The organism is Lysinibacillus sp. HST-98 (assembly GCF_016757845.1).
Lineage (GTDB): Bacteria > Bacillota > Bacilli > Bacillales_A > Planococcaceae > Lysinibacillus > Lysinibacillus capsici.
In genome coordinates, this window is sequence record NZ_JAENHX010000010.1 from 24,651 (window position 1) to 38,292 (window position 13,642).

The 13,642-nt window shown below is 36.4% G+C and carries 14 protein-coding genes; 9 read left to right on the forward strand and 5 right to left on the reverse strand.

The features are described from left to right. Positions 1 to 150: 150 nt before the first annotated feature. The 3 genes from JIN86_RS19165 to JIN86_RS19175 form a co-directional block, all read right to left on the reverse strand. Positions 151 to 1,470 (reverse strand): hemolysin family protein, encoded by a 1,320-nt coding sequence (locus JIN86_RS19165; protein WP_004230815.1) that lies wholly within the window; start codon positions 1,468 to 1,470, stop codon positions 151 to 153. Positions 1,471 to 1,897: 427 nt separating this feature from the next. Continuing rightward, positions 1,898 to 2,314: a hypothetical protein gene (locus JIN86_RS19170; RefSeq protein WP_004230814.1), complete on the reverse strand. Its 417-nt coding sequence runs from the start codon at positions 2,312 to 2,314 to the stop codon at positions 1,898 to 1,900. Positions 2,315 to 2,485: 171 nt separating this feature from the next. After that, positions 2,486 to 2,689 carry a YheE family protein gene (locus tag JIN86_RS19175; RefSeq protein WP_004230813.1) on the reverse strand — a complete coding sequence of 68 codons (204 nt, stop codon included), beginning with the start codon at positions 2,687 to 2,689 and terminating at the stop codon, positions 2,486 to 2,488. A 208-nt stretch (positions 2,690 to 2,897) separates the two neighbouring features. Here JIN86_RS19175 and JIN86_RS19180 point away from each other — a divergent pair, with 208 nt between their 5' ends. From JIN86_RS19180 to JIN86_RS19195, 4 genes are all read left to right on the forward strand, one after another. Next, a complete protein-coding gene (locus tag JIN86_RS19180) occupies positions 2,898 to 4,040 on the forward strand; it encodes a DUF445 domain-containing protein (RefSeq protein ID WP_009373414.1) in 1,143 nt (380 codons plus the stop codon). Between the two features lie 15 nt (positions 4,041 to 4,055). Beyond that, positions 4,056 to 4,403 carry a YlbF family regulator gene (locus JIN86_RS19185; protein WP_004230811.1) on the forward strand — a complete coding sequence of 116 codons (348 nt, stop codon included), beginning with the start codon at positions 4,056 to 4,058 and terminating at the stop codon, positions 4,401 to 4,403. 141 nt (positions 4,404 to 4,544) lie between these two features. After that, positions 4,545 to 5,207, forward strand: coding sequence for a ribonuclease H family protein (locus JIN86_RS19190; protein WP_202342628.1), 663 nt, complete (start codon positions 4,545 to 4,547; stop codon positions 5,205 to 5,207). A 119-nt stretch (positions 5,208 to 5,326) separates the two neighbouring features. Next, complete coding sequence (locus JIN86_RS19195; protein WP_202342629.1) at positions 5,327 to 6,238, forward strand: stalk domain-containing protein; 912 nt, start codon at positions 5,327 to 5,329, stop codon at positions 6,236 to 6,238. A gap of 50 nt (positions 6,239 to 6,288) precedes the next feature. Here JIN86_RS19195 and JIN86_RS19200 read toward each other — a convergent pair whose 3' ends face one another. Next, positions 6,289 to 6,687 carry a hypothetical protein gene (locus tag JIN86_RS19200; protein ID WP_202342630.1) on the reverse strand — a complete coding sequence of 133 codons (399 nt, stop codon included), beginning with the start codon at positions 6,685 to 6,687 and terminating at the stop codon, positions 6,289 to 6,291. 165 nt (positions 6,688 to 6,852) lie between these two features. Between JIN86_RS19200 and JIN86_RS19205 the strand changes: the two genes are divergently transcribed. Beyond that, positions 6,853 to 8,358 (forward strand): coproporphyrinogen III oxidase, encoded by a 1,506-nt coding sequence (locus tag JIN86_RS19205; RefSeq protein ID WP_202342631.1) that lies wholly within the window; start codon positions 6,853 to 6,855, stop codon positions 8,356 to 8,358. Between the two features lie 20 nt (positions 8,359 to 8,378). Here JIN86_RS19205 and JIN86_RS19210 read toward each other — a convergent pair whose 3' ends face one another. Beyond that, positions 8,379 to 9,476 (reverse strand): CdaR family transcriptional regulator, encoded by a 1,098-nt coding sequence (locus JIN86_RS19210; protein WP_004230798.1) that lies wholly within the window; start codon positions 9,474 to 9,476, stop codon positions 8,379 to 8,381. A gap of 165 nt (positions 9,477 to 9,641) precedes the next feature. Here JIN86_RS19210 and JIN86_RS19215 point away from each other — a divergent pair, with 165 nt between their 5' ends. From JIN86_RS19215 to JIN86_RS19230, 4 genes are all read left to right on the forward strand, one after another. Then, on the forward strand, positions 9,642 to 10,781 hold the full coding sequence (locus tag JIN86_RS19215; protein WP_202342632.1) for a glycerate kinase: 1,140 nt from the start codon (positions 9,642 to 9,644) through the stop codon (positions 10,779 to 10,781). Then, complete coding sequence (locus tag JIN86_RS19220) at positions 10,782 to 12,128, forward strand: GntP family permease (protein WP_202342633.1); 1,347 nt, start codon at positions 10,782 to 10,784, stop codon at positions 12,126 to 12,128. It abuts the gene before it with no gap. 69 nt (positions 12,129 to 12,197) lie between these two features. Then, positions 12,198 to 13,388 (forward strand): MBL fold metallo-hydrolase, encoded by a 1,191-nt coding sequence (locus tag JIN86_RS19225; protein ID WP_202342634.1) that lies wholly within the window; start codon positions 12,198 to 12,200, stop codon positions 13,386 to 13,388. Then, entirely contained in the window at positions 13,375 to 13,623 is a 249-nt protein-coding gene (locus JIN86_RS19230; protein ID WP_004230793.1) for a DUF3006 domain-containing protein, read from the forward strand. The genes JIN86_RS19225 and JIN86_RS19230 overlap by 14 nt, the downstream gene beginning before the upstream one ends. Positions 13,624 to 13,642: the final 19 nt, after the last annotated feature.

A 13,642-nucleotide genomic window follows, 5' to 3' on the forward strand; every position in this document is an offset into this window, starting at 1 on the left:
CCCCTTTTAAAAAGGGAGTCGTTTAAATCTATTTATTACGGTCGTTGCTCCCACCTATATAAGGTGTGTAGAAAAGACCATATTTATAGCCTGGGTTATACAAGCGTGCTTCTAATAGTACCACGACAAGTATGGCAATTCAAATCAATTTTAGTCAATGACCGCGTCATATTCATTTGATAAATCACTGTTAGGTAATTTCAGAACTTCTAAGTATAAAATATGGTGACCATCTAATTCTTTTGCGATAAATTCAAAACCTTGCTCTTCAATACTGTCACCTTCGACCGCATCAAAACGCTTCGTCATGAACCAACCACCGATAGTATCAATATCATCATCTTCTATGTCAGTACCAAGCATATCATTTACATTTTCAAGAAGCATCTTAGCATCTAAAATAAAATGATTTTCTGCAATTTCTTGTACTTCCGGGATTTCGTCTTCATCAAATTCATCTTGAATATCGCCGACAATTTCCTCAATAATATCTTCAATCGTCACTAAACCAGATGTTCCGCCATATTCATCCATTAAAATGGCCATATGAATACGTTCACGTTGAATTTTTAGTAATAGATCGTTAATTTGCGTTGTTTCCATCACTCGAATAATAGGTTGCATATAATCAATGACAGGCTTATCACCATTTTTAGGATCTTTAATGTAAGCGGTTAATAAATGCTTCATGTTAACTAAGCCAATAATATGATCTTTATCTCCATCCAGAATTGGATAACGAGTATATTGCTCAACACCCATTAAATCAAACACTTCTTTAATTGTTAGCTCTTTTTCTATGCCGACAATTTCAGTTCGAGGAACCATAATTTCTTTTGCAAGACGATCAGAGAACTCGAAAATACTGTTAACATATTCATATTCTGAGTTATTAATTTCTCCACCTTTTAAACTATCCGACAAAATCATACGCAGCTCTTCCTCTGTATGAGCCACTTCTGATTCTGACATCATTTTTAAGCCGAAAAGACCTGTTAAACCACGGGCAGAGCCATTTAATAGCTTAATGATGGGATACGTAATATTGTGGAAGATAATTAATGGGCCAGAAAAGTTTAATGTGACAAATTCTGCTTTTTGGATGGCTAATGTTTTTGGCGCCAATTCCCCAATAACAACATGCATAAACGTAACGATTGAGAATGCAAGTATGAATGAAAGGATAGATGTAATACTACCATTCAAATTTAGAAATTCAAACACTGGGTGTAAAATGATTTCAAATGTAGGTTCACCTAACCAACCTAAACCAAGTGCAGTGATGGTAATACCTAGCTGGCATGCAGATAAGTACTCATCTAAATCTGAAACAACACGTTTTGCATTTTTCGCTTTTTTATGCCCTTCCGCGAGCAATTGATCAATGCGGGTAGATCTCACTTTTACGATTGCAAATTCAGTTGCAACGAAAAATCCAGTCATTATAATTAGTAGGGCGAATGCCGCCAACCTAATGGTTATCTCCAATATGTCTCCGTCCAAATAATTCCTTTGTTCCCGCCCGAATGAGGGAAGTAAACAAAGTGTACACCTCCTATGATTTAAAAAATTGTTGGATGTTTCAATCATAAATTATTTAAAAGAAAAACTCAAATATTGACAACAACTTTTTCACTTGTTTTTCATGGATCTTTTGAAAAAATGCAACTAGATTCAAATACCAAAAGATTGTAATTACCATGGCGATATGCTAACTTTAGAAAGATCAAAGATAGTTTGTTTAGGGAAAGAAGCATTTTGCATCTCATATAATACGACACGTCAAAAATCTCAAGAGTGCTTTAGCTTGCGGATTTTTTTAAATGAATTATTTTTTATAGTAAAGGGGGAGTCTCAATCTTCATTTGAGACCCCCCTTTCTAAATGTTTGCCCTATTTATTCTTGCTGAAAGCGTAATTTTAAACACGCTTTTTCAACATCATGAACCGTTTCCTTTAAAGGTATTTCACCTGTAAACGGTGCGATAGATACAGGTGCTTTTTCCGTTATGCCTTGCTGTGTTAAAACATAGTTCTTATTATTATACGTTATATAGAACGTTTTAATCGATTTCTTGCCGAAAGAGCTAGTAGAAGAATCAAAAAAGCCCTTTAGTTGACTGCAATACTCATTGTAAAAGTCGCTTTTATAGCCAGAAAGCTCCTCGAATTTCTTACTATTAACAGCACCCGCCTCATCCGCTAATTCGAATATTTTGGCGGAAAATTCTGAAAAAAATTCTTTTACTTTTACACGAATTAACGCTTTTGAATTATAGCTATTTAAGTCATCCGAAAGTGTGACTTTACTCATTGAAATGGCCCCCTGCATAAAAAATATTTACTATTAAGCTGATATCCTAAATGTATAAGAAAAATATACAAATTTCAACAGGATTCAACATAATTAGCTTAAATGACGTGTTATTAATAGTAAATATAGGTATTTTTATACGGGATCACAACGAAAAATTGACTATCAAATTTAATCGTATACATGAAACAGCATAAGCTCATGTATCATTTTTTTAACAACCTCCTCGTCTGATGGAATGGCTCCTATCCACTCAATCGTACCGTCCTTTAAATACTCCGCTTGGTATCGTTCTCTTTGATAAAAAAATGAAATAGCCCACCCAGGTAGTTGCGTGTTTTCAAATAGTGGTTTAAAACTGAAATGTTGAATCATCATCAAACCTCGCTTCTTATAGTATGTAGTCATATTATTCAAGTATAACGGTATTTTTGCAACTATTCACTTTTCATAGAAGTAAGTAGGATGAAATTGAAATTCTAAAGGGGTATTTCTTTCGTTGAAAATCATTGCTCTGCTATAATGAGTGCAGAAGGCGACAAAATACGCCAATCTTGAATACAATTGAAATGAGAGGATACTAATGGATAATTTTATAGTGACATTACTTTTTATGGCTATCATTGGGGCTGCAATTGGGGGCGTTACAAATCACTTAGCCATTAAAATGCTTTTTCGTCCATATAAAGCGATATATATTAAAAATTGGCGAGTACCGTTTACACCAGGCCTTATACCCAAACGCCGTGATGAATTAGCAAAACAGCTGGGTCTTACTGTAGTTAATTATTTACTAACGCCTGAAACATTTAGAAAAAAGTTTTTCTCTAAGGATATTCAAGACAAAGTAGAACACTTTGTTCAAACAAAAGTTGAAGAAACAATCTTTACAAACGACAAAACAATTCAGGATTGGCTAAACTTGGCAGGGTTTTCGCATTTACCTACTACCATTGAACAGAAGGTTGAAGCAATTGTTGAGGGACAATTTTCGTCGGTAAAGAATACACTATCAACAAAATCAATTCGTACGCTGCTATCAGATGATATCCAAAATACAATTGATGCTAAAATTCCAGTAGCAGTTCAGCATATTTTAGAAAAAGGCGAGGATTATTTTTTATCTCCAGAAGGTGAAATGACGATTAAGGCAATGATTGATGACTTTTTATCATCAAAAGGGTCTCTAGGCGGCATGATCAATATGTTCTTAGGTGATTCCTCTTCATTAGTTGGGAAAGTACAACGTGAACTTGTGAAGTTTTTGCAAGCACCAGGAACAACAACATTACTAACAAAAATATTTTCACAGGAATGGGAAAAATTCAAAGATCGACCAGCTATGGACTTTTTGCAAGATGTTCAATTTGACCCCATTTTATCGAAATTACAAGTGTACGTGAAAGAACAATTAGCAATCTCTGAACGTTTAAATCAACCGATTTCTTATTATTGGCCAGAAGGAAATGACTGGGCGAAGTATACCGTGATTCCACAAGTTATAGAAAAGGCTTTTGTGAAGGCAGAGGAAAAACTTGAGGATGTACTAAAACGTTTAAATTTACAAGAGGTTGTGCGAGAGCAGGTTGACTCATTCCCAGTAGAGAAGTTAGAGGAGCTTGTATTAGGTATTTCAAAACGTGAGTTTAAAATGATTACTGTATTAGGTGCAGTTCTTGGTGGATTGATTGGGATTGTGCAAGGCTTGATTGTTTACTTTATCTAAAAGGAGATTGTATGAATGATTAATATTTATAATGACATTAATGCGCTAGAAGCAACTTTCCGTAAGATTCCAGAATTTGAAGCGTTAAAAGCTGCTGTTGAAGTTGTTAAAAATGATGAAGAGGCATTAAATGTCTTTAAAAACTTCCGTAAAATCCAAATCGAATTACAGAAAAAGCAATTAGCTGGTGAGGATATTTTGGAAGATGAGCTTGTCTATGCACAAAAAGCGGCACAGCTAGCACAGCAAAATGAAAAAATTTCAACGATGCTTGAGGCAGAAATGAAGGTAAGTAAAGTAATCGAAGAAGTAAATCGCATTTTAATAAAACCTATCCAAGGTTTATATGAAGGAATTCAATAAAAGGTGATAATCGCAATTTAAAAAGGAATAATTTTTCTAGGAATTGCACATATAACAAGTAAGAGGAAAACGTGTATCCGCTATTGGTCGGTACACGTTTTTGCTTTATGGACCAGTTAAAGAGTATTGGAGGTTATGAATATGCATGTCATCATTGAATGGACCTATAAAACACCAAAAGGAGCAACAACAGTTTTACGTTCAGCTGAAATGCCTGCAGCTCAAGCACTTTTACTTGCAGAGGATATGGAAAGAACGGGAAGGGTAAAATCCCTACATTGTATGGATCGGCAAGATACAAATTGGTCACTTAAAGAGCTAAAAGCATATTTAAAGGAAATTGATACAGAGCCTCATAATATTACAATCTATTTTGATGGAGGTTTTGATCGTGGGACAAGACAAGCAGGACTAGGCTGCGTTATTTATTATGAACAAAATGGTAAACCTTTACGATTGAGAAGGAATGCCTTTTCATCTGAATTGAAATCAAATAACGAGGCAGAGTATGCAGCGCTTTATTTAGCCTTAGTAGAGCTTGAACTTTTAAATGTCCACCATTTGCCTGTGCGTATTATAGGAGATTCACAAGTGGTCATCAATCAGCTGAATGGGGAATGGCCAGCATTGGAAAAAGAACTTGCAAGCTGGGCAGATAAAATTGATGCTAAGCTTGAGCAACTTCACATTCAAGCTGAATACCAGCTTGTTACACGTAAGGATAATTCGGAAGCGGACCGCCTTGCTACTCAAGCTTTAAATGGCATTGATATTACTGGTTTGAGTGAGATTGTTAAAGACTAGAAATAAGAGGTGGCAGTATCTACTGCCACCTCTTTCTCATGAAATCCTCTGTTTGCACTGAAACTTTTCCCATTTTAAAACTACTACTACTATGAATCCAAACAATAAGGAGAGATTTTATGAACATGAAAAAAATAGCACCTGCAGCTATGTCTGCATTATTATTTGGAAGTGCCCTTGTACCGGTAGCTTTAGCAAATGAGCAGCAATCTACAGAAGCAGAGGTACCACAAATACAAATTGATCCCGTACACATTTTTAATGATACTCGTGGTAAAGTGGAAGATGTTCGTGTTGGGGAAAATATTACATATTACACAGTAAAAGAAGGCGAGCAAACAAATGTATTAGAAATTACTAAAGATACGCTCGTGTTCGACAATACTGGGAAGAAAGTGGAGCTTCAAAAGGGTGATAGAGTATTAGCTTATACATTTGCTAACAAACCGCAAAAATATATTTATCCACCACAATTCGATCCAGAGGTTGTCATCGTTGAAACAGAAGAAGTTGGTTTTGTAGAAGTGGATTATTTCTTTGAAGATTTAACTAATACGTATGATATTTTAAAATTAAATATTGCGAAAGAAACAGAGCTACTCAATGAAAAAGGTGTAAAGGTAGACGCTAAAGATTTAGCAGAGAAGCATCTAGTTGTTTTCTATACAGCCTCTACTAAAAGTATTCCAGCTCAAACAACACCATCTAAAGTAATTGTACTGGACGATGATTCCTCAACTACTAAGAATCCAATACATGAAGAAATTGATAATATTATTGCATCCGATTCTTACGAAGTAGCTGGTACAAAAATGGTGCCATTACGTGTGATCGCTGAAAAGCTTGGCTTCAAAGTGGATTCTACAGGCAAGGGGGCAATCCTTTCAAAAGGGAATATGTCTTACACAATTACTCGCGGTGAAAAAACATTTGGCTATAATAAGGCATTACGTACACTAACAGTCGCACCGACCTTAAAAGAAACAAAGACATATGTACCTGTTGAATTTGTGGATGAATATTTAAAATAATTAAGAAAATAGTATGCCAACAATGCTTGGCATACTATTTTTATTTGTGGTTACTCAGCCATTGCTAGAGTGTAATGGTTCTTTGAGGAAATAAAGGCTGGATATTTTTTCGCCAATTGTTGGAGACATTGTTTAAAGGGGTTTGTACTCATAAAGTTTTTAGCTAATACCATTTCATCTGAATACAATAAAAATTGCTGAAAATGCTGATGAATAAATACCCTTGCCTTTTCATAATGCTTGTTAATTGATATAGCGCCATAGATTTCTTGTTGGTCAATAATATAAATAAAATCACAAAGTACTTTATGTGTGCCGTATTTAAGTTTTACCGTGACATATAATGTTTTTTCATCACAGCGCTCTAAATCAAAATGGTGGAATGCTACTTCTACTTGAGGAATAAAGCTCGAAACAGATTTATAATTGTTATTTTTTAAAATAAACATTCTCGACACCACCTTTTCTGAAAATTATAATGACAAAAAAATAGTTTGTCTATATTTAAACAGAATATTCTGTTATTTTATAGATTCTAATTGTTATTTTGCTTATAGTCATAGAAATTTGTTAAACTTAAATCTGCAATATATAAAAGAAGAGAGCGAAACGAAATGAAAATTATTCATATAGATCAAAAATATCCTGAAGATTGGATTCGCGTATTAAATCATATTGCGAATTTATTTTTTGAGGATTCCAAGCTGAAGGTTGAACCAATGGGAGCAGATATGTCTGCTTCATTTGACTATCAGACTGGAGACGATTTTTCCATTTCTACAAAAGCAAACTTGATTGTAGATGGTAAGCAATACACGAATGAGTACAGTATTCAATATGAGTCCCCAGCAACAGATCGTGAGCTAAATATTCGTATAAAACGTGCATTGTCACATGTATTTTTAGATGTTCTTGAACAGCATACTGGAGTGCATCAGCAATGGGGGATTTTAACAGGTGTACGCCCAACAAAGCTGTATCATAAATTTAGAAAAGAAGGTAAAAGTGAGCAAGAAATTGCTGATCTATTAATTCGAGATTTCCGCTTATCAAAGGAAAAAGTTGGACTATTAAAGGAAATTGTGGACCGACAACTAGTGACCATTCCTGATCTTGATGCCATTGGACAAGAAATCAGTGTTTATATTGGTATTCCATTCTGCCCTACCAAATGTGCATATTGCACTTTCCCAGCCTATGCGATTGGTAGCAATCGTAAGCAAGGGCGTGTTACGACTTTTTTAGATGGCTTGCATATTGAATTGCGCGAAATGGGCAAATGGCTGAAGGACAATAATATGAAAATTACCTCCATTTATTGGGGTGGTGGTACACCGACTTCAATTGAGGCCGATGAAATGGATTCCTTATATCAAACGATGTATGAATCATTCCCTAACCCTGAAACAATTCGAGAGGTGACAGTTGAAGCAGGAAGACCTGATACCATCACACCAGAAAAATTAGAAGTACTAAAAAAATGGGGTATTGATCGTATTAGTGTAAATCCACAATCTTATACTGATGAAACATTAAAAGCAATTGGTCGTCATCACACGGTTCAGGAAACCATTGATAAGTTTTGGCTGGCAAGAGAATCAGGTATGAACAATATTAATATGGATCTTATAATTGGGCTACCAAATGAAGGGATTGAAGAATTCCAACATTCATTAGAGGAATCGGCAAAAATGCAGCCAGAGTCTTTAACTGTTCATACCCTATCATTTAAACGTGCATCAGAGATGACGCGTAATAAGGATAAATACAAAGTAGCCGACCGTGATACGGTAGCTGAAATGATGGAAATGGCCCAAATTTGGACAAAAGAAAATGATTATGTTCCATACTATTTATATCGTCAGAAAAATATTTTAGGTAATTTAGAAAATGTCGGCTATAGTAAAGCGGGAGAAGAAAGTATTTATAATATCGTTATTATGGAAGAAGTGCAGACAATCTTAGGAATTGGCTGTGGGGCATCCTCAAAATTTGTTCATCCCGAAACAGGGAGAATTACACAATTCCATAATCCAAAAGATCCTGCTGCCTATATCATGACCTTTGAAGAGGCTATTGGGAAGAAAATTGAATTTTTAAATGAATTATATAAGGCTTAAAGATAAAGGCAATCTGATATTCAGATTGCCTTCATTGTTTGTAGTGTTCGCAAGGTACAGGCCATTTTTAGCAGAACAGCATCCTCAAAGTATTGCGGATCATAGCCTGTTAATTCCCTTATTTTATTTAAACGATAAGTAAGTGTATGTCGATGAATATTCAATTGCTGAGCACAATGCTTTAGCTGTAAATTACAATCAAAAAACGATTGTAATGTTTCCAATTGTTTAGCGTCTAAATTTTTGAGTACACGACGGTAAAATGCTTGTACCTCCTCCGATTCACGAGGTTTAAAAAGGGAATATAACTCGACATCTTCAAAAAACGTCAATTCATTATGGATGGCAGCAAATTTTAGAGCTGTTCTGGCACCTTGGTAGCTATAGGGAAGCTGAGATAAATGCTGAACCACAGGCCCTACACCAATTTGAAGGGAGGGAAGTTTCTGCTTCTGCTTACGCAGTGCTTTTATAATAGGACGGCAATTTTGCTCCATACAACTTGTTAGTAGGATATAGTATTCCTGTAATTGGCTATGACCAGCAAGAATAGGCTGTTTGTAAAATAGATCCTCAAAAAAGAAAGGTATTGTATTTTCTGCGTAGGATGCTTCATTTAAGCTCACTAAAATCACCTGAAAAGGGCCCGAAAGAGCAAATGGTAATTTCTGAATCCGTTCAGTTAAGGTTCCGTCTAGCTTACTTCCATGAACGAGTGCTTCAAATATGTAATCGTTATTCTTTCGTTGCCATTCGCTTTTAGATTCAACAATCGCTTGATGGGCCATAATCTCTGTTGTGAGTTGAACGAGATTAGCAATTTCAAGCATATCGTCTGAATCTCCTGTAATACCTATAACACCTACAACCTCATCTTGATACATAATTGGCATATTGATGCCTGGTTTTGTGTTTGGATAAAGTGCTATATTTTCCTCATTTATAATTAGAGTCTCTTTTGTCTGTGCTACATATAGTGCACCTTCATGAATATTTTCCACCCTCATTTTATCTCCAGAAGCTAAAATGACCCCACTTGGGCTGATAACATTAATATTGTGACGCAAGCGCAACATCGTTTGATGGACGATGTCTTCTGCTAATTTTTTTGTCAACATGTTTATACACCTCGCATAAAAAACAGCCTGTTATATGACAGATAAATTGTACACTTATTATAATGTTTTCTGAATTTATTGTCATTATAATAAATTGTAAGCGCTTAACTTAGGGATATGAAAATTTACGTAAATGTCAATGGACGACATAAGTGGAGGTATAACATGAAAGTTATCATTAGTCCAGATTCCTACAAGGGTACTCTGTCAGCAGTTGAAGTAGCAAAGGCAATGCAAAAAGGAATCTTAGATGTGGATCATTCAATTGAAACAATTATACTACCAGTGGCAGATGGTGGTGAAGGTACACTGCACTCACTTATTGCCTCTACAGATGGTCGATATTGCTCAGCAACTGTGCTTGATCCATTGGGAAGAGCTATCCAGGCTCAATATGGTGTACTGGGCGATCAAGTAACCTGTGTAATAGAGATGGCTCAAGCATCTGGTATTATGCTGTTACAAGAAAATGAGAAAAATCCTGAACTAGCTACATCTTATGGCACAGGACAATTAATTAAAGCCGCACTTGATCAAGGTTTTAGAAAATTTATTATTGGCATTGGTGGAAGTGCTACAAATGATGCGGGTACTGGTATGTTACAAGCATTAGGTGTGCGATTCTTAACATCGGAAGGGTTGGAACTTGAGGCTGGTGTTTCTAACCTTATGCAATTAGATGGCATAGATATGAGTCTACTAGATACTAGATTAGCAGAAGCAACATTTACGATTGCCTGTGATGTGGATAATCCGCTTATTGGTGAACGAGGAGCCACTGCCATCTTTGGTCCACAAAAGGGTGTTCAAAAACACCAGGTGGCAGAATTTGATCGTTGTTTAAAGCATTTTGCAGATATTGTTGAAGCTCAATTTACTATACGATTACATGATTATAAAGGTGCGGGAGCCGCTGGGGGAATGGGGGGCGCATTAATCGCTTTTTTAAAAGGAACCTTCCATGCAGGAATTGATCTTGTGCTGGACGCTGTACAGCTTCAGGCTCATTTAGCAGAAGCACAGTTAGTGATAACGGGTGAAGGGAAATCGGATCTCCAAACATTACATGGTAAGGCACCATTAGGTGTAGCGAGAGCTGCAAAGCAAGCGAATGTAGAGTCGATGCTGCTGTCTGGAGGAATTGATACAAAGGCAAATGCAGCATTACAAGCGTATTTTACAGTTGTTGAGTCATTGGTAGATGAAGAGATTGGTGTGCAGCAGGCAATGCAAGAACCTGCTCACTTTATTCGGTTAAAAACAAGAAGAATGATAGAGCGTTACTTACAAAAGGGGGATGACTAGATGTTGTTCATTATTATATTAATAGGGGTATTATTTGTTGTCTTAGGAACGGCTAAGTTAAAGCTTCATCCGTTTTTAGCTTTATTAATCAGTGCTTTCTTCGTGGGCATTGCTTCAGGTATGCCATTATTGACAGTAGTGGAAAGTATTAATACTGGATTTGGAGGCTTGATGACAAGTATTGGTTTAGTCATTATTGCTGGTACTATTATAGGCTTAATATTAGAAAAATCAGGTGCTGCTTATCGAATGGCAGAAGTAGTGTTAAGAATTGTAGGACCTAAACGTCCGCAATTAGCGATGTCTTTAATTGGCTATATCGTATCCATACCAGTATTTTGTGATTCTGGCTTTATTATTTTATCTAGCTTGCAAAAATCATTAGCAAAGCGAGCCAATGTTACGATTGCATCTATGGCAGTAGCTTTAGCAACTGGCTTATTTGCGACGCATGTATTAGTACCACCAACTCCAGGGCCTATTGCAGCAGCAGGAAATATTGGCGCAGCTGATTATTTAGGAACAGTCATTGTCATTGGTTTACTAGTCGCGATACCAGCGACATTCGTAGGTTATCTATGGTCAGTAAAAGTGGCGACAAAAATTCGCGTTCCTGAAGATGAGGTAGAGGCATTAGATTATGAGGAAGTCATTAAATCCTTTGGTAAAATGCCCTCAACATTTAAAGCATTTTTACCAATCGTTCTGCCGATTGTGTTAATTGGTTTGGGTTCTATAGCAGCATTAGTTGGTGATACGGAATCGACTTTCAATACCATCTTTAAATTCTTAGGTTCTCCAACAGTGGCCCTATTTTTAGGTGTAGCAGCAGCCTTTTTATTATTACCTGAAATCAATGAAACGACATTAACAGATTGGATTGGCGAAAGTCTAAAAGAAGCAGCACCAATTTTACTTATAACAGGGGCTGGTGGTTCGTTTGGAACTGTTATAAAAAATGCTGGTGTTGGAGAAATGCTTCAGGAGATGGATTTAGGTATGTTTGCCTCAGGTACATTATTCCTTCTTGTGCCGTTTATAGTAGCAGCAGCGTTGAAAACGGCTCAAGGTTCTTCCACAACAGCTCTTGTGATTACATCTACTTTAGTAGCCCCAATGCTTGTGACATTGGGAATTGATGGAGCGGTACCATTAGCATTAGTGGTGATGGCAATAGGTGCAGGAGCAATGACAGTTAGCCATGTGAATGATAGCTTCTTTTGGGTGATTACGCAGTATAGTGGTATGGAAGTAACACAAGCCTATAAAGCCCAAACGGTGGCCACATTACTCCAAGGGCTTGTGAGCATTATTATTACGATGATTTTATGGTGGATATTTGTTTAAAGTAAAAGGAGAGCAGCCCATGGCTAGCTCTCTTTTTGTATAATAGGAAAATAGAGAGGAAGATAGTAGATGAAAAAAATAATAGTATTACTCCTTTGTATTTTTTTATTAGCTGGCTGTAACGAGGCAGTCAAGACAGAGAAAATCCCAGTAACATCCGGTCATGAAATGCAGGTTCATTTTATTGATGTAGGGCAGGGGGATTCTATACTGATTGAATCACCAAGTGGTAAAACGATGCTAATAGATGGGGGAGTAAAGGGCGCAGGGCAACAGATTGTCTCTTATTTAAAAGAGCTTGGGATAAATAAGCTTGATATTGTAGTAGCAACACACCCAGATGCTGATCATATTGGAGGGCTTATTCCTGTATTAGATAACATGACGATTGAGCAATTTTATGATTCGGGAAAAGTACATACATCGCAAACTTTTGAAGAGATGCTAACACGTATCGATGAAAAAAATATTCCTTATCATGTGCCAAAAATCGGTGATGATATCGAATTTGATAAGGAGGTAAATGTGAAAGTTTTAAATGCCAATGATCAGGCTACAGATAATAACGATGCCTCGATTGTCTTAAAAATGACTTATGGGAATGTCTCTTTTTTATTGACAGGAGATGCGGGAGTGGCATTAGAAAAGGAAATGTTGCAGTATGATGTGGAAGCAACAGTTTTAAAAGCGGGACATCATGGCTCTAATACAAGTAGCTCAGAGGAGTTCATACAGGCTGTAAAACCAAAGGTCGCGATATTAAGTTATGGAGAGGATAATAAGTATGGTCATCCACATGCTGAAATTGTGGACCGTTTGCAGGCTATTGGTAGTAAAATCTATGCCACTGCGGATTTAGGAACGATTACGGTGTCAACAGATGGGGTAAACTATACGGTGAACGGTAAGGAAACTTCTAGTGTAGCAACTGGTAATATACGATCTAAAGAAGAAGAACCGACAACAGCTATTGAAATCGTTAGCAAGGATCTAGTTACTGAAATTGTAGGAATTAAAAATAGTGGACAACACGCAGTATCTTTAAAAGATTGGCAGCTTATTTCAATTGAAGGGCATCAAGTTTATAATTTCCCTAACCTTTCTTTACAGCCAGGGAAAACGATTTATATTACTAGTGGAACCAATGCGCGGGAAGGGCAAAATTATTTGAAATGGACAACTAAACAAATATGGTTAAATGATGGAGATGCAGCGCAATTACGCAATGAGAAAGGGGAACTTGTAAGTGAGCTTGAGTAAATACACATTGGATCGTATTGAAGATGGCTATGCGGTTTTTTTAAAGTTTCCAGCAGAAGAGGAACAACTCATTATTTCACAGTCAGCCATGAACAAGCCTGTGCAAGTAGGTGATCGTGTTCAGATAGAAGAAAAAGATGGTATTTACCATATAGAAATTTTACAAGAAGAAACACTACAAAAAAGAGCAGACCTTCAGAGTTTAATGAACCGTTTGCGTAATAAACATAATTAATAGAAGACAAGCTGTGAAG

Bases quoted from the DNA above. Each gene is read 5' to 3' on its own strand.
- JIN86_RS19215 (WP_202342632.1), top strand. From the start codon at position 9,642: ATGAAAGTTATCATTAGTCCAGATTCCTACAAGGGTACTCTGTCAGCA.
- JIN86_RS19220 (WP_202342633.1), top strand. From the start codon at position 10,782: ATGTTGTTCATTATTATATTAATAGGGGTATTATTTGTTGTCTTAGGA.
- JIN86_RS19185 (WP_004230811.1), top strand. From the start codon at position 4,056: ATGATTAATATTTATAATGACATTAATGCGCTAGAAGCAACTTTCCGT.
- JIN86_RS19210 (WP_004230798.1), bottom strand. From the start codon at position 9,476: ATGTTGACAAAAAAATTAGCAGAAGACATCGTCCATCAAACGATGTTG.
- JIN86_RS19225 (WP_202342634.1), top strand. From the start codon at position 12,198: ATGAAAAAAATAATAGTATTACTCCTTTGTATTTTTTTATTAGCTGGC.
- JIN86_RS19180 (WP_009373414.1), top strand. From the start codon at position 2,898: ATGGATAATTTTATAGTGACATTACTTTTTATGGCTATCATTGGGGCT.
- JIN86_RS19190 (WP_202342628.1), top strand. From the start codon at position 4,545: ATGCATGTCATCATTGAATGGACCTATAAAACACCAAAAGGAGCAACA.
- JIN86_RS19205 (WP_202342631.1), top strand. From the start codon at position 6,853: ATGAAAATTATTCATATAGATCAAAAATATCCTGAAGATTGGATTCGC.
- JIN86_RS19170 (WP_004230814.1), bottom strand. From the start codon at position 2,314: ATGAGTAAAGTCACACTTTCGGATGACTTAAATAGCTATAATTCAAAA.
- JIN86_RS19200 (WP_202342630.1), bottom strand. From the start codon at position 6,687: ATGTTTATTTTAAAAAATAACAATTATAAATCTGTTTCGAGCTTTATT.
- JIN86_RS19195 (WP_202342629.1), top strand. From the start codon at position 5,327: ATGAACATGAAAAAAATAGCACCTGCAGCTATGTCTGCATTATTATTT.
- JIN86_RS19175 (WP_004230813.1), bottom strand. From the start codon at position 2,689: ATGATTCAACATTTCAGTTTTAAACCACTATTTGAAAACACGCAACTA.